This window comes from Perlucidibaca sp., assembly GCF_057084925.1.
Genome location: NZ_JBXMRC010000031.1, coordinates 161,107 through 182,482 on the forward strand (window position 1 = coordinate 161,107; position 21,376 = coordinate 182,482).

Below are 21,376 nucleotides of genomic sequence, written 5' to 3' on the forward strand. Positions count from 1 at the left end.
AGGTTGGCAGCAGCATGAAACAACGATCATTGTGGCGTATGGCTGTGGGATTTGTGGCGCTGGTGACCGTGACGGGCATTCAGGCCAGTGCCGATCACAGCAGCACGCCAGATGGCCCGCTCACCGCATTGCAGCGCTTATCGAGCGCAGCGGCGTTGGAGCAAGCCCGTAGTCAACGTTTGAGCCTGAATATCCCCGTTCAGCAATGGCAAACGGCAGAAGGTTTACGCGTTTTATTCTGGCCGAATGACCAAATTCCGTTGCTGGATACGCGCTTGGTCTTTGATGCCGGTGCAGCTCGTGACGGTGATATGTCCGGCCTTGCATCCGCTGTGTCCAGCCTGATGGATGAAGGTACGACGCGGCGTTCGGCCCAAGCTGTTGCCGAAGGGTTTGAGCGCGTGGGTGCGGAGTTTTCTGCGTCGTCATACCGCGACATGGCCTTGCTGCAACTGCGCACGCTGAGTCAGCCCGAGTATCGCGATCAGGCCCTGGCCTTGTTTGCTGAAATGGCCAGTCAGCCTGCGTTTAGCGAAGAGGCCTGGCTGCGCTTGCAGGAATCTCTGCGTATTGGCCAGCGTCAGCGTCTGCAGTCGCCTTCGGGGCGAGCCGGCTTAGCATTTTATCAAGCGTTGTATGGCAGCCACCCCTATGCCAATCCACTGGCTGGATTTGCCACTAGCGTGCAGAGCATCAAAACAAAAGATATCAAAGCCTTCCATGCCCGCTTTTACACGGTGGAAAATGCCGTACTGGTTTTAGTCGGCGACATCGATCGCATGAATGCCGAACGCATAGCGCGAGAGATCAGTGTTGCGCTGTTGCCGGGGGCCGCCGCAGAACCGTTGCCGCTGCCCAAGGCCGTCAAGCGGAGTCAGCGCGAACACATAGAAATGCCATCACAACAGACGTATGTGTTGCTGGGCGAGCTCGGTCTTAGCCGTTTGGATGCGGATTTCTTCCCCTTAATCGTCGCGAATGAAATTCTTGGTGGTAGTGGGTTTGGCAGTGTGCTGACGCGAGAGCTGCGCGAGAAGCGGGGGTTAACCTACAGTGTCAGCAGTCAATTTGTGCCGATGCGTGTACCTGGGCCATTCCAAATCAGCTTCGCCACGCGTGCTGATCAAGCCGAGGCTGCGCTGGCGCTCACGCAGCAGATACTTCGCGACTTTGTGCGCCAGGGGCCGGATGCAGCGGCGGTCGCGAATGCGGTGGCGCAGCTGACGCAAGCCTTCCCGCGCAGCTTAGTGCGCACTGATGCCATTGCCAGCTATCTCGGCATGATGGGCTTTTACCAGCTGCCACCAGAGTACTTGTCGCAGTACGTGGAACAGCTGTCTGCGGTAACACCCGAACAGGTTCGTGATGCCTTGAAGCGTCGCATCCACCCGGATCGCATGATCGTGATTACGGCGGGTCAAAAGCGCCCGTCTTCGGCAACTCAGGGTGCGCGATGACACGAGCAAAAACGTCCGCCGCCGCTAAGACCGGCCGACGCGATCTGCGCATCATCGGCGGTGTTTGGCGGAGTCGGAAAATTCAATTTCTGGATTTGCCCGGCCTGCGCCCGACGCCGGATCGTGTTCGTGAAACCGTGTTTAACTGGCTGCAATTAGCGCTCGCGGGCCAGCATGTGCTGGATGTTTTTGCGGGTAGCGGAGCGATGGGCTTTGAGGCGTTATCGCGAGGCGCAGCCAGCCTAACGCTGTTGGAGCGCGACCTACAGCAGGCGGCCTGTTTACGCGAGCAGGCCGCTAAGTTGGAGGCGGCATCCTGCCAAATTTTGTGTGTCGATAGCCTGCGCTGGCTGCAAGATGCCCAAGCGCCAGCGGGGGGGTACGGGCTGATTTTTCTCGACCCCCCGTTCCATTTGGGATTAGTAAATGACATTTTGCAGCGTATAGCGCAGAAAGGCTGGTTAACGCAGACGCGCTGGGTGTATGTTGAAACCGAGTTGGCGTTGACTGAGCTGAATTTGCCGACAGCACTTCAGCTGCATCGCCAGACCAAAGCGGGCTTAGTTAATGCGTTTTTATTTCGTTGCGATGCCCTACAAATCCAAGACGTTATTGAGCTAGAACATGACACGCTCTGATCAGGAAATCTTCACCCCCGGTATCAATCGTAGTCCTTTCAAGCCGGCCTGGTGGCTACACAATGCGCATTTACAAACGCTGTATCCTTCCCTGTTCCGCCGTGTAGAACCGCTACCCAGGGTGCGCGAGCGGGTCGCGCTGAGAGATGGCGATTGGATTTATTTGGATTGGCGATTGCCGAAAGCGTGGATAGGCAGTGGTAAGCCGTTAATTGCCATTGTGCATGGATTGAGTGGGTGCAGCGGCTCTCACTACGTTGTGGGGCTGCAGCGTAGTTTGGAGGCTTTGGGCTGGGCCAGTGTCGCGATCAATTGTCGGGGAGCCACGGGTGAGCCCAACGATACCCCACGTGCCTATCATGCGGGTGCGCATGATGATCTCGCCGACATTATGACGGCGCTGTATGAGCGTTATCCCGATGTGCCCTTGGGCTTGGTTGGTTACTCCCTTGGTGGCGCTATTTCGTTGAATTACCTGGCGCAAGAGAGCACGCCGCCGAATGTGTTTGCGGCCAGTACCGTCTCAGTTCCGCTTTTGCTCGGCGCTTGCGCGGATCGGTTGGACCAAGGTTTCTCGCGAGTGTATCGCAAACATTTACTGGGCTTGTTACAGCAGTCCTGGGTGCGTAAAGCGGATCATCTTGCGCAACGAGGGGATGAAGAAGTGGCTGTGCACATCCGTGAGTGCCTGGCTGAAGGGCCATTCACGTCGTTCCGTCACTTTGATGATGTTTTGGTCGCTGGACTGCATGGTTTTAAAAATGGCGAGGACTATTATCAGCGGTGCAGCCCTCGCCAGAGCCTAGCAAAAATCAACGTCCCCACGCTGTTGTTGCAAGCGGTAGATGATCCGTTTTTAACCCCAGAATGTTTTCCCACGGCGCGTGAGTTATCGCCCTCGGTGTATCTGGAAATTGCCCCATGCGGTGGTCATGTTGGATTTATTGAGGCCGGTGAGCACTGGCGTGAACCGCAGTTTTATCTAGAGCGCCGTATTCCTGAGTTTTTGCAGCGACAAGCCGAGAGTTTTCAGGTGCCGAAAGTGCTTTCCCCTCGGGCGCAGGGCGAGAAAGTGTCGCGCTTACGTCATGCTGTTAATGCTTAAGGCTTGGCCGTAACGAGTCTTAAGCTCAACCAAGCCTTCTCTTGCTTCGCCGCGTAAGTAAGGCGCTTCCAAGCAAATGACTTGATAAATCCCCTGACGCAACATGGCTTGCGTCAGCGGTTCCTGAAAGCCGAAGAAGCCCGTGGTGCTGAGGAAGTTGACCCAGCTGGTGGCAATGATCCAGATGTTGACGAGCAGCGCACCAATTTCTTCCTCGGTGGCTTCAAGCAGGCCAGAGTTGATCTGCAGCGTATAGAGCAAATGCACGCTGCTGAGCATGCGCTTGGCAAACTCACGGTAGTGTTCGCGTAGTTCCGCGTTGTCGGTGATCAGGTGCGTCATGTCGCGATGTAAAAAGCGATAACGCCATAGGCAATCGAGGATGTGTTCAAACAGTTGCACTTTATCGAGCTGCGTTAGCGGCCTATCGCTAGGTAGGTGCAGCGTAGACTGCATCTGGTCGGCATATTGCTGAAACAGCTCAAAGATAATCGCGTCTTTGTTGGGGAAGTGGTAATACAAATTACCTGGGCTCATGCCCAAGGCAGCCGCCAAATGGTTGGTGGTAATGAGCCGCTCGCCCTGCTCATTGAACAGCTCAAGACTTTTTAACAGGATGCGATCACGCGTTTTCACAGAGTTGGGATGTCCTGAGGGTCGGGGCCACTGAATTGACAGCCTAGAGTAAATGCTCTAAAAACGCCGCACAAGGTGTTTACCCTTTTGGTAGCACAGGAATTTCGTTTTGAGGTCATTATGGTTGCTCATCTCGCTCAGCTCGCTGCATCGAACCCACAAGTTGCTGAAATGCAGCGTATTTTTCAGTCTCAGCGTTCGGCATACAACCTACGTCCTATGCCGTCGGCGAGCGAGCGTATTGCCCATTTGACTCGTCTGCGCGCCGTCATTATCAAGTATCAGGACGATTTGGCCGATGCGGTCAGCCAAGATTTCGGCCATCGCTCAAAAGATGAAACCAAGATTGCTGAGGTTCTGACCTCGCTGGAAGCGGTGAAGTATGCCAGCAAAAATCTGACCAACTGGATGAAGCCACAGAAGCGTCACCCTGGCATTTTGGCGACACCCGCCAAGGCTCGCGTAGTGCCGCAGCCACTGGGTCTGGTGGGTGTTGTGGTGCCGTGGAACTACCCAATTTTCCTCGCCATTGGCCCGTTGGTTGGCGCGCTCAGTGCCGGCAACCGCGTCATGATCAAGACCTCCAGCTTCACGCCACGTTTGGGTGAGACGCTGAAGCGCATGCTCGCCGAGGCCTTCACCGAAGATACCGTGGCCGTTATCACTGGTCGCGGTGAAGTCTCGGAAGCGTTCAGCCATATGGCATTTGACCAGATCACCTTCACCGGCTCGACCAATGTTGGTCGCACCATCATGCAGAATGCCGCCGCTAATTTGACGCCGGTACTGCTGGAGCTGGGCGGCAAGTCGCCGGCCATCGTGCACGAGTCCTACCCGATGGCCGATGCCGCTGAGCGCATCGCTTTCGGCAAATGCTGGAACGCCGGCCAGACCTGTGTGGCCCCGGACTATGTGCTGATGCCGCGCGGCAAGACCGACGAATTCGTTATCGCCTTCACCGCCCAGGTCAGCAAGATGTACCCGACGCTGGTGACTAACGCCGACTACACCAGCATCGTCAACGACAAGCAGTACACGCGCATTCAGAGCTATCTCGACGATGCCCGTGCACAAGGTGCTCGCGTGATCGAAATCAACCCGGCCAACGAACGCTTTATTGATACCCGCAAAATTCCACCGACGCTGGTCATTGGTGCCACGCCCGACATGCTGATCATGCAGAACGAAATCTTCGGGCCGATCCTGCCGATTATCGAGCGCGAGTCGCTGTCGCAGGCGCTGGAGTTCGTGAATGCGCGTCCACGCCCACTGGCGTTGTACTACTTCGACAATGACTCGGCGCGTGCCGATTATGTGGTTACCCACACGCACTCCGGCGCAACCGGCATTAACGATGTGGTCACCCATGTTGGCGTTGACGATCTGCCATTTGGTGGCGTTGGCCCATCCGGTATGGGTCGTTACCACGCGAAAGAAGGGTTTGAAACCTACTCGAACATGAAGGCAGTGTTGGAGCGCTCGAGCATCTACTCCGTGCGTTACATCCTGCCGCCATTCGGTCGCGTGGCTCACGGCCTGATTCAGAAACTATTTTTGAGTAAGTAATATCCAGAGGCGCTGCTGTCCCGAAAATAACAAAAAGCAGGGGGTGAATGGATGCAAGCAGTAACGACTCATGCGATGGCGCTCAGCCGTCGCCACTTTTTAAAAACCGGTGCGATGGGCGGCATGCTCCTCGTCACCGGCTCAGCAGCTGCACTCCTGACCGGCTGCGCGCAAGCGCAACCGGCAACAGGTTATGTCTATCTTCGCGCAGCCGAATTAACGGTTTTGCGAGCAGTGATCCCCTCTGTACTAGCCGGCACTTTGCCTGAGGGTAAGGCACGGCCTGCCGCGCTCGACAAGGTGCTAGCGTCGCTGGATCAGCTCCTCGCTAACAGCAGTGTTGCGGTTGGCGATCAAATTCATCAGCTCTTTGCGCTGCTCAGCATGGCTCCCACGCGCATTGCGATGGCCGGCGTATGGTCGGATTGGCCAGATGCCAGCCCGGAGGACATCGAAGCCTTCCTATTACGTTGGCGCGATAGTCGCTTAGAGCTCTTGCGTGGCGCCTACCTTGGCTTGTGCAAAATCATCAACGTCGCATGGTACTTACTGCCGGAAAGTTACGCCGCCGTGGGTTATAGCGCTCCCGTGCGCACGATTTAAGGAGCGATGAGATGACGATTCAAGTAGGCGCAATCCCTGATCCCATTCGTGCTGGCATCGCCGGTGGCTGGAAGGTTATTCATACAGGCGAACTGACCCAGAACACCACGGTAGAGTGTGATGTTGTCATTGTGGGCACAGGCGCTGGTGGCGGCACGGCGGCAGAGATTTTGACCCAAGCCGGACTCAAGGTAGTCATGCTTGAAGAGGGTCCGCTGCGTTCTAGCGATGACTTTAAAATGCGCGAAGATGAAGCTTTCCGTGATCTCTATCAGGAAGGCGCGGCCCGTACGACGGGCGACGGCAGCATGACCATCTTGCAGGGTCGCGCCGTGGGCGGCAGCACTACTGTGAACTGGACATCGAGCTTCCGCACGCCACCGCAAACGTTGAAACACTGGCGTGATGTCCACGGCGTGAAAGGCATCTCCGATGCCGAGATGGCGCCGTGGTTTGATCGTGCCGAAAAGCGTCAGCAAATCGGCCCTTGGCCCGTGCCGCCAAACGAGAACAACGACATCATTCGTCAGGGCTGCGAGAAGTTGGGTTGGAGCTGGCAAAGTATTCCGCGCAATGTGAGCGGCTGTTGGAACCTTGGTATGTGTGGCGTGGGTTGCCCGACCAATGCCAAGCAATCTATGTTGGTGACTACGATTCCAGCGGCACTCAATGCCGGTGCGACGCTCTATCATCGTGCCCGCGTACGCGAATTAATCATGGACGGTGACAAGGTCCGAGGCGTGCTGGTCGATGGCATGCCTGAAGTTGGCCTTCAACCTACCGGCAAGATACTCATGGTGCGGGCGCGTCATGTGGTGTTAGCAGGCGGTGCTATCAATACCCCCGCCATTCTGCTGCGCTCAAAAGTGCCGAATCCGCATGATCAGATTGGTCTGCGCACGATGATTCATCCGGTCAATGCCAGCTTTGCCCAGTTCGATCGCAAGGTCGAGGGCTGGGGCGGGGCGCCGCAATCGGTGTACTCCGATCACTTCCAGTGGAAAGACGGTGCGACCGGGCCGATGGGCTTCAAAATTGAAGTCATTCCCATGCAACCGGGTTTTGTCGCAGGTCTGCTGGGTAATCATGGCCTTGATCATGCCCGGGATATGCAGTCGCTGGGTCATCTCAACGGCATGATCGCGCTACTGCGTGACGGCTTTACTGAAGACTCGCTGGGCGGTCGCACGAGCATTCGTAAAGATGGCTCGGCGGTGCTCGACTACGACGTGTCGGCCTCTCTCGCAGATGGCCTGCGTCGTTCATTCTTAGCCATGGCAGAGATTCAATTGGCAGCGGGCGCGCGCGCTGTGCGGCCATTCCAATTGGCTGGCGGCTCGTTCACCACCATGTCGGCGGCGAAGGCGGCCATCAACGGCTTTGCCATCGAGAAGTTCCGCACCGGTATTGGCTCTGCGCATCTCATGGGCGGTTGCGCTATGGGGGAAGATGCTAAAACCTCCGTGGTGAACAGCCGGGGTGAGTTCCATGGCTTGGCGAATCTGAGCGTGCTTGACGGCTCCATTTTCCCGACCAGTATTGGCGCTAATCCACAGTTGTCGATTTATGGTCTGGTGGCCAAGCTAGCAACAGGTTTGGCTGAGCGATTGTTACCCACGGGTGCACCTAAGCCTGAAGCCTTAACACGCGTCGGCTAAACGGGGCTTTTGCCCGTTAGTCGCTCGAACTTGGCCTGCAGTTGCTCGCGACTTTCCTGATGATGGGGATCGATGGGGATGCAGGCTACGGGGCAGAGGCTGACACACTGCGGTTCATCAAAATGACCCACGCACTCGGTACAGAGTGCAGGGTCAATTTCATAGATTTCCGGCCCCATTGAAATCGCCAGATTCGGGCATGCGGGCTCGCAGACATCACAATTAATGCATTCATCGGTGATCAGCAAAGCCATGGCGTGGTCTGACGTTAGTTTTTGCGCGGGCCGTGGCCAAGCTTTTTGACAAAAGCTTCAGACACACAGGGCGCTACAAACTGACTGACATCGCCGCCGAGAATGGCGATTTCGCGCACCAGACTCGAAGAGATAAACGACAGATGCTCAGACGGTGTCAGAAAGACGGTTTCGAACTCGCGATTCAACTGGCGGTTCATGTTCGCGAGCTGGAATTCATATTCAAAGTCGGACACGGCGCGCAGGCCGCGCAGCACGACATTAGCCTCCATGTCCGTGACAAAAAACGACAAGAGTTTATCGAAGCCCACTACGCGCACATTGGGCAGATGCCCCAGCACTTGTTGAGCCAGCGCTACACGCTCCTCCGTGCTGAACATGGGCTTTTTTTTGTCACTAGCTGCAACCGCTAAAATGACTTCGCCGAACAGTTTCGAGGCGCGCTCGACCAAATCAGCATGGCCATTCGTAATGGGGTCGAAGGTGCCAGGGTAGACGACGCGAGTGGGCATATCAGCTCCTGCAGTAATCTGTCATGTTGCCTTGTCAGATTAGATATTTAAAAGTAACTTGATGTTAACTTTTGCCCACTAAAATAAATATAGAGCGCTGCGAATGCCTTTTTTGAATTCTCCCCGCAAATCTTTCGCCCTAGCGGCCATCTGTTCCTTTTTTCTCCTGGCCTGTGGCAGTGAAGATCAATCGTCTCAGCGCTCACCGGCGGCCAATGTCACGAACTCGCCCTGTGATCGAAGCTCATGGGTGGCGGGCAGTACGGAATACTGTCAGGGCACGTTGATCTATCGCGATTATGTTTATGACGACTTTGGCGCAGATGCCGGGTTGATCGCAGGCGGCCCTACGATACTCAACCTCACCACGCGACTCGGTCAGCGTGGAAATCCCTTCGCAACCACGCCCAGCCTGTTGGCTCCCTCTGCGGGTGATGTCACGTATCCTGCCGGACTGACCAATACCGCTGATTTAGTCAAGCTCAGTATGAGCGTGAGCGGCAACGAACTGCTGGTGGAGTTTGAGCTGAACACCCTATTCAATGCCAATGACGCAATCGTTGCGTTAGCTATTGATACGGATAATAACGCCGCCACAGGTGGCGGGGCATGGACCCCATTGCAGGTGAGCAGTCGGGGTTGGGACGTGCTGAAAACCGTCGCGGTGGGCGATCCCGTGAGCAATCGACTGCAGCTCCGTATGCCCGTCCCTGCCGGCAGTGTTTGGCGGGTGCAGGCCGCGGTAGCGCAAGCCAATGGCAAGGTGATGAATGTCGCTTTCCGTGGCATAGATGAGCAGGCCGGAGCTGATGGTCTTCAAGGACAACTTTTGCCCAATAAGGGCAATTATTGGGAAGACAAGCAGGCAGCAGCCTTGGCTTCGGGCGATATCTCGCAGTTTGGTGAAACAGTCCGTGTGGCGGACTTACGTAGCGGCCTGACCAAGGCGGCACCAGCTCCCGTCGGCTTTCATCAGCGTGTCTACACGTCGAAATATGTTTTGGGTGAAGGCGTTGAATTAGCTGGGGTGGCGGGTCGCGATGGCGACACCACTGGCTTCTGCTCACAATCCTTTAATTATCTGGGTAAGTATCAGCCCTATGGTATTTACTTACCCAAGGCGCAGGCGGCAAAGCCCGGCATACAAGTGGTCATGCATGGCTGTGAAGCGAATCACGCCAGTCAGATCAATCAGCTCGGCTTTCAGCAGCAAATGGGCGAGGATCGTAACCGAATCTTGGTTGCCCCCTTGGGTCGCGGACCCTATGGTTTTTACTCGGGCATATCAGAGCGCGATGTCTTAGACGTCATTGCCGATGCCGAGGCGACGTATGTTACAGACCCCGAGCGCATGATCGCTTCTGGCTATTCCATGGGTGGCTTTGGCGCGATGCACTTGGCAACGAACTACCCCGATCGCTTTGCCGGCATGGTGAATTGGGTCGGCTTCACGGGCAGTTTGCGCAACATCCCCAACACCAACACGCCATTAGATGCGGTACTCACCACGCTGACCGATGCACTCAAGCCCGTGTTGGATGTGGTTGGCCCGATTAACGGCTCGATCGCCTACGAAAACGTCATTCACTACATCGGCAACTTACGCCATGTGCCCAGCGCCAATCTCTACAGTGGTGCGGATGAATTGGTGCAGGTCAATCAGGCCATTGCGCTGGCGCAGACGCTTGAGCAAACCGGTGTGCCGTATCGCTTCTATCTGCATCCTGTATCGGAGCATTTGACCTTTATTGCCTTAGATAACTGGCAGAAAGAGTCGGAGGCCAGCGCCGATTGGGTGCGTGTGAAAAATCCGCGTCGTGTCACCTACCGTTTTGATCCGCGCTTTGACTATCCCGAATACGCGGTCAAGCATGACCGTGCTTACTGGCTATCACAGCTGGTCTCGCGGGATGGCTTGGAAGCGGAGGTGGAGCTGGTGGCCAATGGGTGTGGCGGTAACGAAGCCACCTATACGGCGGAACAAGATGCCGGGCCTAGCCCAGTGCCGTGGGTGGGTCTCAATCGCGTGAAGACGGGACAAGAGCCTGTGGCTGCCGCAAGCACACTCTCCGGTAGCCTGCGTAATGTCGCGAACGGCCTCATTGAGGCTTCGGCGATTTGCTTGGGTTCGGGCACATTGAGCTATGACATTATCAGTGATGGTGCAGCGCAATTGCGCCTGAGCTCAGACAAGGTCATACGCTTGATCTCAGGACGTAACCAAGGCTCGCTCTAAGTCGAGACGCTTAGCGCTGGCAGTGCCCGCAAAACACCGTGCTGCGGGCACTCAAACGCACTTCCTTCAGTGCCTTGCCGCATTGCCGGCAGGGTTGCCCGGCACGCCCGTAGACCAGTAATTCCTGCTGAAAATATCCGGGCTCACCTTGGCTATTCACGAAGTCACGCAGCGTCGTACCACCACGCGTGATGGCATGCGCGAGAATATCGCGGATGGCCTGCGACAGCCGCTGATAGCGCTCGGCGCTGATCTTGCCAGCCTCGCGCAACGGGTGGATGCCGACCTGAAACAGCGCCTCGTTAGCGTAGATGTTGCCGACGCCGACCACAACATGGCTATCCATGATGAAACTCTTCACCGGCGCGGTCTTGCCACGGCTGAGGCGGAACAGGTGCTGGTCATCGAACTCGGCCTGCAGCGGCTCCGGCCCCAGTGATGCCAGCAAAGGATGTGTGAGCGGATCATCGCGCAGCCACAGGCAGCAACCAAAGCGCCGTGGGTCGTGGTAGCGCATGAGCCAGTTGTTATCCAGCGTCCATTCGAGGTGATCATGGGTCTTGCGCGGCGTGCCGGGCGTGACCAAGCGCAGGCTGCCGGACATGCCCAGATGTACCATCATGACGCCGGTGTCGATGTGGAAGAGCAGGTATTTGCCGCGTCGGCTGATGCGTGCCACGCGCTGATTCGCCAATAGTTCTGGTAGCTCGGGCGGAACGGGCCAACGCAGCCGTGCATTGTGTACACGCAGGCTGACAATACGCTGGCCTTCAACAAACGGTTGAATGCCGCGGCGTGTGGTTTCTACTTCGGGGAGTTCAGGCATGGCATCAGTTTAGCCGAGGAAGGCCAGGCCGCCATGCTGCAATTGCAGTAATACGCGCTGGCAGGCTGCCAGTGCTTGCTCGTGGCTGATGCCGGGGCTGGCGTGGACCAGCTCATCGGCTAGGCTGTTGAGAGTTTGGCCGCCGAGCTGGATGCGCTCGACCAGCCAGGCCGCCAGCGGCTCCACCACCAGAGAACGCACATGATCTTCCTGGTTGCGCCAGAGCACGACGGCCTGCGCCTGCGCGTGCAGATCGGCAGGATCGGTCTCGACCGACCAGCTCGCGACCGGCCATTGATAGGCCAGCGGCCACGCCGGCATCGCGAGTCGAATTGGCGCATCGAGTCGCTCCCAGCAGCTCTCGTCGGTCAGGATGCAGTCGGCCGAGACGCTGGGGTTGGGTTCTTCGGCGATGTCTGCCGCCAGCTCCATCCACTCGTAATGCAGCAGCTCGGTCAGCCAGGGGAAGTCGTCCAGTTCGGGCCAGTCCAGCGCCGCCACAAATTCCCTGAAATGCAGAGAGATATCGTAGAAAAATGGCGACTGGCAGTGATAGTCTGCAAAAAAATGATCGTTCAGACGTTGCCAGATTGGTTCTGGCAACAACGCCTTGGCGACTGGAAACGTGATGTCGACAAAGTTGATGACATTGTTGAACAGCAGTTCGCGATAGGTGCTCATGCGCTCTGGCAACACGCCGGCAGGCAGCGGCGCAGATTCTGGCTGTCGCAGCCAATGCGTGAACTCGGCCTGGGTTTGCTGGAAATCACGCGGCATCGCGGTGTGTCTGCTGATGCTCACGGATGATGCTCATCTCGGTGAGCAGCTCCGGCAACGCGGGGATGTTGAAGTCGCGCTCCAACAGGGTCGGGAACGTGCCAAAGTGCTTGTAAGCTGTGCCCAGCAAGGCCCAGACATCGGCGCAGACATCATCGCCATGAGTGTCGATGCGCAGGTCATCGGCTTCCACATAATGCCCGGCAATATGGGCATAGCGAATGCGTTGCGCCGGCAGCGAGCGCAGGTAGTGCTCGGCATTGAAGCCATGATTGATGCTGTTAACAAAGATGTTGTTCACATCCAGTAGCAAGTCGCAGTCAGCCTTTTCCAGTACGGCGCAGACAAAATCCTGCTCGCTCATGTCGCTGCCTGGCGCGGCATAGGTCGACACATTCTCCAGCGCAATGCGCCGGCCGAGGATGTCTTGCACTTGCTCGACCCGCGCGGCGACATAATCAACGGCGGCCTCCGTCATCGGAATTGGCAGCAAATCATAGAGATGCCCGGCATCGCCGGTATAGCTCAGGTGCTCGGAATAGGTCGCGATCTGATGGCTGTCGAGGAACTTGCGCAGGCGCTGGAGAAATTCAATATCCAGCGGTGCCGGACCACCTATCGACAAGGACAGGCCGTGAGTGACAAAGCAGTGGCGCTCCGTGAGTGCACGCAGATCACGCGCGTAACGGCCGCCAAGACCGATCCAGTTTTCCGGAGCAATCTCAAAAAAATCGGGGAGAGTGGCAGCGGGCACCGAGCCCAACTCCGCTAAAAAACTGCGGCGCAGACCCAGGCCAGCTCCCTGCACGGGAAAACCTTGCACTGAAATCGGTGCTGTTGTCCCGTTCATGTTTCAGCTTACTTCTTGGCGCCGCACTTGCCTTCGCCGCATTTACCTTCGCCACATTTGCCTTCGTGAGCTTTCTTGGCTGCACCGCACTTGGCTTCAGCGGCTTTCTTGTCGGCGCCACACTTGGCTTCGGCGTCTTTTTTGGCGCCACATTTTGCTTCGCCACACTTGCCTTCAGCGTGAGCAGCGGCAGGAGCAGTAGCGGCATTAGCCGGCGCTTCGCCAGCGTGAGCCAGACCTGTAACGGACAGAGCGAAGAGAGCGGCGATCGGAGTCAGAGTTTGCAGCTTATTCATGATTCATATCCTCAGAATTATGGGAGTACTCACCAACGAATATTCGCTAGTGTCACCCTTTAGAGTATTGACGACGGCATTTGTTACGGAATCAAAGAAAAATACTTTCAGTGTCATGTCCGAACACTTGCGCTGTCAGAGCAGAAATAACGACCAATTCGAGAAATTGAGTACAGGAAGCTCAAATGCCATCTGCAGCCTAGTGATGCGTATGGCCGGAGTGGTCATGATCCAATGCATCCATCCACATCTTGATCTGTGCTTCAGTCGGTGGCTTGGCTGGGCGTTTACGCAGTGCGCGTAACATGGTCAGAATTTGGATGACGGCGAGTCTGCAATTACCACAGCGCAGCAAGTGCCAGACCACACCCAAGTTGACGCGCCAGGGCAGTGCTCCGGAAAGGAATTCGGTGGCATTCGTGCCCACATCTTTACATTTCAACATTCGCCGGTCTCCTCGTAGTGGGACACCATGGAAAACACCCGGATTCGGGCACGGTGCAGCAATACGCGAAAATTAGACGGGCTAATGCTCAGCGTGTTACAGATTTCTGTCGGGGAAAGTCCTTCCATGTCTTTCAGCGTTAGCGCTAAGCGCTGGCCTTCGGGCATGTCGTCCATGTGGTGCTCGATACACTCTTGTAGCACACGTGCGCTAAGCAGCGCGTCTGGCGTGTCGTCATCCCACTGTTGCCATTGTTTAGCCCATTGGCCGCTGCTGGTGAACGCGCCATCGAGAGGGTCATGCTGGGCCTCTAAGCCTTCCAGTGATACTTCACGACCTTGCTTACGCAGATAGTTGTATGCCTTATTGATGGTGATACGGGTCAGCCACGTTTTTAGGCCAGAGCGGCCTTCGAACTCTTTAATGGCTCCATACACTGAAATCCACGCGTCTTGAACAGCGTCTTCGGCATGTTGCGGTGCAACAGCGCGCGCAGCGGCCAACATGGCGCCGCCAAAGCGCCGCATGGCTTCGCGATAGGCGAGGCGATCACCGACGCGCAAGGCAGAGAGAAGGGTGGATTCGCTGCTTTCCGCATTAAAGCGAACGCCGCCGGGACTTGCAGAGGCCATGAGAGCTCCGTTTTATTGTGTTGTTTCTAAGAGTGACAGTTGTTGGCGGCCCGACCAGTCGCGAGCGAACTGCATAGCGACACGACCGCTGCGTGAAGCGCGGGTCTGTGCCCAACGCAGCGCTTCGCCACGAACCTGATCATTCCACACAGTGTAGCCGAGCTGTTGCAGGTGATGCTGCACCAGATCCAGATATTCCATCTGACCGAAAGCGAGAAATGACAGCCACAGGCCGAAGCGCTCTGACAGCGAAATTTTCTCCTCGACGGATTCGCCGGGATGCACTTCGCCGTCTATCCACTGGTACTCGCCATTGTCGGACTTGAGCGACGGCATCAGGTAGCGGCGGTTGCTGGTGGCGTAAATCAGCACATTGTCCGGCGCTTCGTCGACACCGCCATCCAACGCCGTTTTCAGTGCGATGAGAGCTGGATCGTTGCTGGCCACGGAGAAGTCATCGACATAGAGAATGAACTTTTCGGCGCGGCCACGCAGCGGCGCGACGATGTCAGGTAGGTCGATGAGGTCGTGTGGCGGCACTTCGATCAGGCGCAGGCCATCACCGGCGAATTCATGCAGCAGAGCTTTCACCAGCGACGATTTGCCGGTGCCACGCGCGCCGGTGAGCAGAACATGATTGGCCGGTAGGCCATGCACAAATTGCTCGGTGTTCCGGCGCAATGCCTGCTTCTGACGATCGATATTGAGCAAATGGGCCAGCGGAACAGCCTGTGCTTTTGCAACGGCTTGCAGTTGGCCCTGACGCCAACGCCAAGCCAACGTCATGTCAGGTAATGGAAGAGTGTGGTGTGACATGGGTGTGTACTAGCTACTAATTGAGTTTGAGTATAGCGCCGATTGCTCTCGTGCGACTGCACAGAGTCGCTAGCTAATCGCTGACCTTTGCCCCTGCGGAAGGAGCAAGGTAGAGTGCGAAGTCTACTGTCCGCAAACTGCCCTTAAGAGCAGTCTGGAGTCCGCAATGAACATCCGTTATCTGGCGCATAATGCCAGTATCCTATTTTTCATCGTGTGGTTAACGGCCTGTGGCTTGGGCGACGACAACCGGGCGGCAGGCAGAAATACGGCTGCGGCGGATTTCGTGCTGAAGGCGGAAACGGTGCTACCGCCAGGGCAGAGTGGCTTCTTCAGTCTGCCAGGTCAGGCGCAGGGCATGCTGACAGGTAAGCCGGGTGATTTTGGCGCTCATGTGGATGATCAGCGGGAACTCTATTGGAGCTTTAAAGCCAAGCCTGCTGTACTGGGTACTCGACCGGGCACACCGACATCCCCTAAGAGTGGTGTGCAGGTTTATCGCGATAGCTACGGCGTGCCGATTATCTATGCCGATACGGTGCGTGATCTTTGGTTTGGCGTGGGGCATGCGGTCACCACGGACAGGCTCTTTTTGCTGGATGCCGTGCGCCGGACAGCGCGGGGGACGTTGGCCGAATTGACGGGCTGTGGGGCGGTCCCTGCGGATTTACAACAGCGTGTGGTTGGTTATACCGATGCCGAATACCAAACCTACTTCGATAAATTATCGCCCGATGCCCGCGATGCTGTGCTGGGATATGTTGATGGCGCCAACGCTCGTATCGCCGAAGTACGGGGCAATCCAGCGCTATTGCCTGCCGAATATGCCCTACTGAGTAGCTTGCCAGAGCCGATCAACGCCAATGATGTGCTCGCGGCGGGCGTCTATATCACGCGCTTTGTGGCAGCCGAGGGCGGCAACGAGTTTCAAAACATCAGCCTGCTGAAAGCCCTGTCTAAGCGCTTAGGTTCGTCGCGGGCGGGTAAAGATGCTTTTCTCGATCTGACGTGGTTGGACGATGCGAAGGCAGCTGTTTCGGTGCCGGTGGGAACGGGCAATTTCAGCAATCAGGCAGGATCGCTGGCGGTGCGTGAGGCGGCATTCGAGCAAATGGCAGATTGGGCCGTCACCTTACCCGACTCACTCGCGCTGGGTGATGGCACAGGGAGTCGCGCAGCACCTGCACCGTGCTCGCAACCCTCGCTGGCGATGGCCACATCGGCGTCCAGTGGATTGCGCGGGGCAGCTCAGCGTGAGCTGGCCTTAGCGCCAGAGATTAAACGAAAAGCATCAGTCAAAACGCTGGCCAAAACGGCTAACTCTAAGGCTTACAAAGCCTCTGGCCCACAGGTGCAGCGACACATTGCCTTGGCCTTAAACGAGTTGCGAGCCTATTTGCATGGCGGCTCTCACGCGTATGCCGTGGGGCCGTCACGCACCCGCGATGGCGGTACGCTGTTGGTGAGTGGACCGCAGTTGGGCTATGACTATCCCTTGCTGCTGGTCGAGTATGAAATTCACGGCGCGGGGTACCACGCACGCGGATCGTCGGTGCCTACGCTGCCCGTCGTGGGCATTGGCTACACCGAGCATGCTGCGTGGGGATTAACCACAGGCTACTCCAAAACCATTGATAGCTTTATTGAAACCCTGTGTTCGACCGCGCAACAGGCAACGGGTGCGTGTCAGGCCGATCAATATTTCCACGATGGCAAATGGAAGGCCATGAATTGTCGGATGGAAACATTTAAGTTCCGGGCGGCTACCTCCGGTGTCCCCATTGGCCCAGCGGTGTTGAGCCAAACCAATAAAATATGCCGTACGGTGCATGGGCCGCTGGTCGCGCGAGACGACGCTAAAGGCTTGGGACGTAGCGTGGCTTATGCCATGTGGAAGCGGGAAATTGAAACCATTGAAGGCATTCGTGCCTGGAATAAGGCGCGCAACTTTGCTGAATTTGATGCCGCTATGCGATTGGTCACGTGGAATGAGAACACTACGGTAGCCACCCGCGATGGTCATATCGCTTTCTATCACCCCGGCCTGCATTTTGAGCGCAACGCGCAAACAGACATGCGCTTTCCCATTCCCGGCACAGGTGCTTTCGATCATGTCGGCCTCTTGCCGTTCGAGAAAACACCTCAGGTGCGCGATCCGGCGCAAGGCTATTTGGCCAACTGGAATAATAAGCCTGCTGTAGGCTGGCTTGATGGCGAAGGGTTGGGCAGCACCAGTCGCCCTGGTGGGGCAGGCCAGCGCGTGACCATCATTCTCGATAAATTAGCCACGCGTAGCGATTGGGCCTTCACAGATTTAAAGGCCTTGGATGAACATGCGGGCACGATAGATCCTCGCGCACGCGAATACCTGCCAGTGTTGCGTGCTTTCCGGAGCAGTGCGCAGGCGCAACTCAACGTCACTGAAAAGGCTGCACTCGATCTGATCCTGGGATGGAATCGTAGCCATTACGGCCCGAACATCGATCTTAATGACACTGCCGCCCGCGATGGTGCGGCGGCGACTATTTTTGGGGAACTGGTCACGTCCTTACGCGATGAGTTATTTGCAGGCCTCAAGAGTGATGTGTTGGCGCCCGACCTGACGGCTTATGACCGTGTATCGGGCGTAGGCAGCCATGTTTTCGACCAAAGTGTAATGGATAACGTGGTGGTGCGAATTTTGGCGCCTAACACATCAGCCTTGGTTAATCGTCGCGATTGGATCGACGGGCGCTCGCGTGATGCGATTATTCTTGCTGCGTTAAAAACCACCCTGACACGCCTTGCGACAACTTATAACGGCGGGAATGCACTGACGGTGGCTGATCTCGGTAAATGTACGCGCATTCATCCGCGCAGCAGAATTTGCTCGCTCTCGGGTGTGGTGGGGCCGGGTTCCAGTACGGTGCCAGGCAGCAGCTGCGTCACCATGCCGTATCAGGATCGTGGCAGCTGGGTGCATCGTGTGGGCTACGAGAAGCCGTGAGCAGTCTAGAGAATTGCAAACATAAAAAAACCGGGCGCTGAGGCCCGGTTTTTCATCTGCAAAAAGCGGATCAATTACTTGATCTTGGCTTCCTTGAAGAGAACATGCTGGCGGATCTTCGGATCAAACTTTTTGATCTCCATTTTGCCTGGCATGGTGCGCTTGTTCTTCGTGGTGGTATAGAAGTAGCCAGTACCAGCTGTTGAGACGAGACGGATTTTATCACGCATGATTGTGCTCCTTAGACCTTGACGCCTTGAGCGCGCAGATCAGCCACGATCACGTCAACACCCAGCTTATCGATGGTACGCATGCCCTTGGTGGACACACGCAGACGCACGAAACGCTTCTCGCTTTCCAGCCAGAAACGCTTGTAGTGCAGATTCGGTTCGAAGCGACGCTTCGTTTTGTTGTTGGCGTGCGACACGTTGTTTCCAACGATCGGACGCTTGCCGGTAACTTGGCAAACCTTTGACATTTCAGCTCTCCGCAATGGCGATCTACTGGCCACCTAGATCGGCGGCTGACAGCGAGGGCGCGATTTATACCAAAACACATGCTCCGCGGCAACGGGAACGATGAAATTTTGTGCGTAACAGCGAAAAAATTGGCATTTTCCAGTACCCTGCGCGCCAAATTTGCTGTGTTTAACCTGAGGAAGAACAGATGTCCGCTGTCCCGTTGCATGATGTGATCATTATTGGAACCGGTTTTGGTGGCCTTGGTATGGCCATTCAGCTGCAGGAAGCAGGCATTAACCAAATCTTAGTCCTTGAAAAGGCAGCCGATGTGGGTGGTGTGTGGCGCGATAACCGCTACCCCGGTGCAGCCTGCGATGTGCCATCGCACCTGTATTCCTACTCATTCGCTCCGAATGCACGCTGGTCGCGCAAGTTTGCCCAGCAGCCGGAGATTCATCAGTACCTACGTGAATGTGCTGAGCAATACGGTCTGCGCAAGCTCATCCGCTTTAATACAGAAGTGGTGGCGGCGAGTTTTGCGGCTGAGCAGGGGCTGTGGACCTTAACCACGGCCATCGGTGAGCAGCTACAGGCACGTGCCGTGGTATCGGCGGTGGGTCAGCTCAACCGGCCCGCGATTCCCCGTATTGACGGCATAGAGCAATTCCAAGGCCAGGTCATGCACTCGGCCCAATGGAATGATGATGTGTTGCTGGAAGGCAAGCGCATTGCCGTGATTGGCACCGGTGCAAGTGCCATTCAATTTGTGCCGAAGATTGTGCCTAAGGCCAAGAGCCTGTTGTTGGTGCAGCGTTCAGCACCTTATGTGATTCCCAAGCCTGATCGTGCGTATTTAGCAGCTGAGAAGCTGCTATTTGAGAAGCTACCAAAAGCACAGCTGGGTAGCCGTCTGTGGCAATACCTAGGCCATGAGCGCAATGCGCTGGCCTTTACTGTCTGGGACAAGCTGATGGCGCTGCCTGCCTGGCAGTTCCGCAGCAACCTGAAGAAGCACATTAAGGATCCGGAGCTGCGTGCGAAGTTAACCCCGGACTATCCCATGGGTTGTAAGCGCATTCTGATTTCGAATGACTACTATCCCGCGTTGGCGCAACAACATGTCACCGTGACCACGCACGGTGTGACCCACGCTGATGCCACCGGTGTGGTCACGGCGGATGGTGTGCACCATGAAGTCGATGTGATTATTTACGGCACGGGCTTTAAAGCCACCGAGTTTTTGTCGCCCATGAAGATCACCGGCTTGCAGGGTCAAGATTTGCATGCGCGCTGGCAGGGTGGTGCAGAGGCTTATTTAGGTTTAACCGTGAGTGGCTTCCCGAACTTCTTCATGATGTACGGGCCCAACACCAACTTAGGCCATAACTCCATCGTGTATATGTTGGAGAGCCAGATGAACTACATTCGTCAGTGCGTACAGAAGTTGCAGAAAGAGCAAGTGAAGTATCTGGATGTGAAGTCTGCACCAATGGATGCCTTTAATCAGGACCTACAGGCGCATCTACACAAAACCGTGTGGGATGGCGGTTGCAAAAGCTGGTATGTCAACGAGTCCGGCAAAAACACCGCAAACTGGTCGGGCTTTACGCTGGATTACCGGTTACGTACCAGCAAGCCCAACTGGTCGCACTACACCGTCGCAAAATAAGAGAGGAAACAGGTATGCAGCGTATTGATCATCGGCCACAGCTCAGTGGTTTGGCTCAGTGGAAAAGCCAAGTGGCGCGGCGCGTGCTGCCGTGGGTGATGCGCAGCAGTATCCGTCCGTTATGGGGTAGCCGTGTCTCGGTGCAGTGGCAGCGCAATATCACGGAAGCATTGCTCCGCAATGGTTGGGTGCCCGGGCAGGCGGTGATCGGTGAGACACGGTTGGGGCAGCAAGCTACCGAGGTCATCACGCCGCGTGAGGGCAGCACCGATCAAGTGGTGTTTTTCATGCACGGCGGTGGCTATGTGGTGTGTTCGCCGCGCACCCATCGCCCGATGACGTCGCGCATTGGTTTGGCCTTGAATGCTACGACCTATGTACCCCATTACCGTTTGGCGCCTGAGCATGTGTTTCCAGCGGGTTTGGACGATGCCCTAGATGCCTATCGTGGCCTGCTGGATCGTGGCGTTAACCCGGCGCGTGTGGCACTGATGGGGGATTCCGCCGGCGGCGGTTTGGCGCTGGCGCTGGCACTGTCTATCCGCGATCAAGACTTACCCATGCCGGGCAAGCTGGTCCTGATTTCGCCCTTTATTGATCTCACCTTGTCTGGCGAAAGCTTGCAGCGCAACGCCAAAGCTGACCCCATGCTCAGCCTGGATTGGATCTACGCCAAGACGCCGATGTATTTGGGTTCGACGGCATCAGATCACCCGCTGGCGTCGCCGCTGTTTGCTGATTTGCGTGGGCTGCCGCCGACGCTGGTTCAGGTCGGTACAGAGGAAATTCTCTACAGTGACTCCGAACGCCTGGCTGCCCGTGCCGCCGAAATTGGCTGGGACCTAACGCTGAGTGTCTGGGATGGTCTGTTCCACGACTTCCAAATGATGGGCGATATTTTGCCGGAAGCCGACCAAGCCATCGCCGAGATCGCGGCGTTTGTAAAAGGCTAA

Annotated in this window: 22 protein-coding genes; 10 read left to right on the forward strand and 12 right to left on the reverse strand. The window is 56.5% G+C overall.

The features are described 5' to 3' along the window. Positions 1–14 precede the first annotated feature (14 nt). From AC14IB_RS10705 to AC14IB_RS10715, 3 genes are read left to right on the forward strand one after another with little or no spacing between them, the layout of a single operon-like run. On the forward strand, positions 15–1,457 hold the full coding sequence (locus tag AC14IB_RS10705) for a M16 family metallopeptidase (RefSeq protein ID WP_484231855.1): 1,443 nt from the start codon (positions 15–17) through the stop codon (positions 1,455–1,457). Then, complete coding sequence (gene rsmD, locus AC14IB_RS10710) at positions 1,454–2,095, forward strand: 16S rRNA (guanine(966)-N(2))-methyltransferase RsmD (protein ID WP_484231856.1); 642 nt, start codon at positions 1,454–1,456, stop codon at positions 2,093–2,095. The genes AC14IB_RS10705 and rsmD overlap by 4 nt, the downstream gene beginning before the upstream one ends. Continuing rightward, positions 2,082–3,200 carry a hydrolase gene (locus tag AC14IB_RS10715; protein ID WP_484231857.1) on the forward strand — a complete coding sequence of 373 codons (1,119 nt, stop codon included), beginning with the start codon at positions 2,082–2,084 and terminating at the stop codon, positions 3,198–3,200. Before rsmD ends, AC14IB_RS10715 begins: the two co-directional genes overlap by 14 nt. Here the strand turns inward: AC14IB_RS10715 and AC14IB_RS10720 are convergent. Beyond that, positions 3,177–3,836 carry a TetR/AcrR family transcriptional regulator gene (locus AC14IB_RS10720; protein WP_484231858.1) on the reverse strand — a complete coding sequence of 220 codons (660 nt, stop codon included), beginning with the start codon at positions 3,834–3,836 and terminating at the stop codon, positions 3,177–3,179. The genes AC14IB_RS10715 and AC14IB_RS10720 overlap by 24 nt on opposite strands. Before the next feature lie 120 nt (positions 3,837–3,956). Between AC14IB_RS10720 and AC14IB_RS10725 the strand changes: the two genes are divergently transcribed. Genes AC14IB_RS10725 through AC14IB_RS10735 form a run of 3 tightly spaced genes read left to right on the forward strand, consistent with a single transcriptional unit; the run spans position 3,957 to position 7,663 of the window. Beyond that, complete coding sequence (locus AC14IB_RS10725; protein ID WP_484231859.1) at positions 3,957–5,402, forward strand: coniferyl aldehyde dehydrogenase; 1,446 nt, start codon at positions 3,957–3,959, stop codon at positions 5,400–5,402. Positions 5,403–5,453: 51 nt separating this feature from the next. After that, complete coding sequence (locus AC14IB_RS10730; RefSeq protein WP_484231860.1) at positions 5,454–6,005, forward strand: twin-arginine translocation signal domain-containing protein; 552 nt, start codon at positions 5,454–5,456, stop codon at positions 6,003–6,005. Between the two features lie 11 nt (positions 6,006–6,016). Further along, the gene (locus AC14IB_RS10735; protein ID WP_484231861.1) at positions 6,017–7,663 is read left to right on the forward strand and encodes a GMC family oxidoreductase; all 1,647 of its coding nucleotides are present in this window, start codon (positions 6,017–6,019) and stop codon (positions 7,661–7,663) included. On the opposite strand, the gene AC14IB_RS10740 is transcribed toward AC14IB_RS10735, so the two are convergent. Together AC14IB_RS10740 and coaD are read right to left on the reverse strand one after the other, a co-directional pair. Further along, positions 7,660–7,917: a YfhL family 4Fe-4S dicluster ferredoxin gene (locus AC14IB_RS10740; protein ID WP_484231862.1), complete on the reverse strand. Its 258-nt coding sequence runs from the start codon at positions 7,915–7,917 to the stop codon at positions 7,660–7,662. The genes AC14IB_RS10735 and AC14IB_RS10740 overlap by 4 nt on opposite strands. Before the next feature lie 14 nt (positions 7,918–7,931). Continuing rightward, complete coding sequence (gene coaD, locus AC14IB_RS10745) at positions 7,932–8,429, reverse strand: pantetheine-phosphate adenylyltransferase (protein ID WP_068857875.1); 498 nt, start codon at positions 8,427–8,429, stop codon at positions 7,932–7,934. Between the two features lie 103 nt (positions 8,430–8,532). Here coaD and AC14IB_RS10750 point away from each other — a divergent pair, with 103 nt between their 5' ends. Beyond that, entirely contained in the window at positions 8,533–10,665 is a 2,133-nt protein-coding gene (locus AC14IB_RS10750) for a prolyl oligopeptidase family serine peptidase (RefSeq protein WP_484231863.1), read from the forward strand. Positions 10,666–10,675: 10 nt separating this feature from the next. Here the strand turns inward: AC14IB_RS10750 and mutM are convergent, their stop codons facing one another. The 7 genes from mutM to AC14IB_RS10785 form a co-directional block, all read right to left on the reverse strand. Further along, on the reverse strand, positions 10,676–11,491 hold the full coding sequence (gene mutM / locus AC14IB_RS10755; RefSeq protein ID WP_484231864.1) for a bifunctional DNA-formamidopyrimidine glycosylase/DNA-(apurinic or apyrimidinic site) lyase: 816 nt from the start codon (positions 11,489–11,491) through the stop codon (positions 10,676–10,678). Between the two features lie 9 nt (positions 11,492–11,500). Continuing rightward, positions 11,501–12,292, reverse strand: coding sequence for an HvfC family RiPP maturation protein (locus AC14IB_RS10760; RefSeq protein ID WP_484231865.1), 792 nt, complete (start codon positions 12,290–12,292; stop codon positions 11,501–11,503). Beyond that, positions 12,258–13,118, reverse strand: coding sequence for an HvfB family MNIO-type RiPP peptide maturase (locus AC14IB_RS10765; protein WP_484231866.1), 861 nt, complete (start codon positions 13,116–13,118; stop codon positions 12,258–12,260). Before AC14IB_RS10765 ends, AC14IB_RS10760 begins: the two co-directional genes overlap by 35 nt. Positions 13,119–13,126: 8 nt before the next feature. Next, a complete protein-coding gene (locus AC14IB_RS10770; RefSeq protein ID WP_484231867.1) occupies positions 13,127–13,414 on the reverse strand; it encodes an HvfA family oxazolone/thioamide-modified RiPP metallophore in 288 nt (95 codons plus the stop codon). A 199-nt stretch (positions 13,415–13,613) separates the two neighbouring features. Continuing rightward, complete coding sequence (locus AC14IB_RS10775) at positions 13,614–13,859, reverse strand: hypothetical protein (protein ID WP_484231868.1); 246 nt, start codon at positions 13,857–13,859, stop codon at positions 13,614–13,616. Then, a complete protein-coding gene (locus AC14IB_RS10780) occupies positions 13,853–14,491 on the reverse strand; it encodes an RNA polymerase sigma factor (RefSeq protein ID WP_484231869.1) in 639 nt (212 codons plus the stop codon). Before AC14IB_RS10780 ends, AC14IB_RS10775 begins: the two co-directional genes overlap by 7 nt. 12 nt (positions 14,492–14,503) lie before the next feature. Beyond that, entirely contained in the window at positions 14,504–15,307 is an 804-nt protein-coding gene (locus tag AC14IB_RS10785) for an ATP-binding protein (RefSeq protein ID WP_484231870.1), read from the reverse strand. Between the two features lie 166 nt (positions 15,308–15,473). Between AC14IB_RS10785 and AC14IB_RS10790 the strand changes: the two genes are divergently transcribed. Then, positions 15,474–18,293: a penicillin acylase family protein gene (locus AC14IB_RS10790; RefSeq protein WP_484231871.1), complete on the forward strand. Its 2,820-nt coding sequence runs from the start codon at positions 15,474–15,476 to the stop codon at positions 18,291–18,293. Between the two features lie 74 nt (positions 18,294–18,367). Here the strand turns inward: AC14IB_RS10790 and rpmG are convergent, their stop codons facing one another. Then, the gene (gene rpmG / locus AC14IB_RS10795) at positions 18,368–18,523 is read right to left on the reverse strand and encodes a 50S ribosomal protein L33 (protein WP_022955339.1); all 156 of its coding nucleotides are present in this window, start codon (positions 18,521–18,523) and stop codon (positions 18,368–18,370) included. A gap of 11 nt (positions 18,524–18,534) precedes the next feature. Beyond that, positions 18,535–18,771 carry a 50S ribosomal protein L28 gene (gene rpmB, locus AC14IB_RS10800; RefSeq protein ID WP_068857884.1) on the reverse strand — a complete coding sequence of 79 codons (237 nt, stop codon included), beginning with the start codon at positions 18,769–18,771 and terminating at the stop codon, positions 18,535–18,537. Between the two features lie 188 nt (positions 18,772–18,959). On the opposite strand from rpmB, the gene AC14IB_RS10805 reads away from it, so the two are divergent. Both AC14IB_RS10805 and AC14IB_RS10810 read left to right on the forward strand, forming a co-directional pair. Then, on the forward strand, positions 18,960–20,423 hold the full coding sequence (locus AC14IB_RS10805; RefSeq protein ID WP_484231872.1) for a flavin-containing monooxygenase: 1,464 nt from the start codon (positions 18,960–18,962) through the stop codon (positions 20,421–20,423). A 14-nt stretch (positions 20,424–20,437) separates the two neighbouring features. After that, entirely contained in the window at positions 20,438–21,376 is a 939-nt protein-coding gene (locus AC14IB_RS10810) for an alpha/beta hydrolase (RefSeq protein WP_484231873.1), read from the forward strand.

Coding starts and splice junctions, on each gene's coding strand:
- AC14IB_RS10705 (WP_484231855.1), top strand. CDS start 15: ATGAAACAACGATCATTGTGGCGTATGGCTGTGGGATTTGTGGCGCTG.
- rsmD (WP_484231856.1), top strand. CDS start 1,454: ATGACACGAGCAAAAACGTCCGCCGCCGCTAAGACCGGCCGACGCGAT.
- AC14IB_RS10715 (WP_484231857.1), top strand. CDS start 2,082: ATGACACGCTCTGATCAGGAAATCTTCACCCCCGGTATCAATCGTAGT.
- AC14IB_RS10725 (WP_484231859.1), top strand. CDS start 3,957: ATGGTTGCTCATCTCGCTCAGCTCGCTGCATCGAACCCACAAGTTGCT.
- AC14IB_RS10730 (WP_484231860.1), top strand. CDS start 5,454: ATGCAAGCAGTAACGACTCATGCGATGGCGCTCAGCCGTCGCCACTTT.
- AC14IB_RS10735 (WP_484231861.1), top strand. CDS start 6,017: ATGACGATTCAAGTAGGCGCAATCCCTGATCCCATTCGTGCTGGCATC.
- AC14IB_RS10740 (WP_484231862.1), bottom strand. CDS start 7,917: ATGGCTTTGCTGATCACCGATGAATGCATTAATTGTGATGTCTGCGAG.
- coaD (WP_068857875.1), bottom strand. CDS start 8,429: ATGCCCACTCGCGTCGTCTACCCTGGCACCTTCGACCCCATTACGAAT.
- AC14IB_RS10750 (WP_484231863.1), top strand. CDS start 8,533: ATGCCTTTTTTGAATTCTCCCCGCAAATCTTTCGCCCTAGCGGCCATC.
- mutM (WP_484231864.1), bottom strand. CDS start 11,491: ATGCCTGAACTCCCCGAAGTAGAAACCACACGCCGCGGCATTCAACCG.
- AC14IB_RS10765 (WP_484231866.1), bottom strand. CDS start 13,118: ATGAACGGGACAACAGCACCGATTTCAGTGCAAGGTTTTCCCGTGCAG.
- AC14IB_RS10770 (WP_484231867.1), bottom strand. CDS start 13,414: ATGAATAAGCTGCAAACTCTGACTCCGATCGCCGCTCTCTTCGCTCTG.
- AC14IB_RS10775 (WP_484231868.1), bottom strand. CDS start 13,859: ATGTTGAAATGTAAAGATGTGGGCACGAATGCCACCGAATTCCTTTCC.
- AC14IB_RS10780 (WP_484231869.1), bottom strand. CDS start 14,491: ATGGCCTCTGCAAGTCCCGGCGGCGTTCGCTTTAATGCGGAAAGCAGC.
- AC14IB_RS10785 (WP_484231870.1), bottom strand. CDS start 15,307: ATGTCACACCACACTCTTCCATTACCTGACATGACGTTGGCTTGGCGT.
- AC14IB_RS10790 (WP_484231871.1), top strand. CDS start 15,474: ATGAACATCCGTTATCTGGCGCATAATGCCAGTATCCTATTTTTCATC.
- rpmG (WP_022955339.1), bottom strand. CDS start 18,523: ATGCGTGATAAAATCCGTCTCGTCTCAACAGCTGGTACTGGCTACTTC.
- rpmB (WP_068857884.1), bottom strand. CDS start 18,771: ATGTCAAAGGTTTGCCAAGTTACCGGCAAGCGTCCGATCGTTGGAAAC.
- AC14IB_RS10805 (WP_484231872.1), top strand. CDS start 18,960: ATGTCCGCTGTCCCGTTGCATGATGTGATCATTATTGGAACCGGTTTT.
- AC14IB_RS10810 (WP_484231873.1), top strand. CDS start 20,438: ATGCAGCGTATTGATCATCGGCCACAGCTCAGTGGTTTGGCTCAGTGG.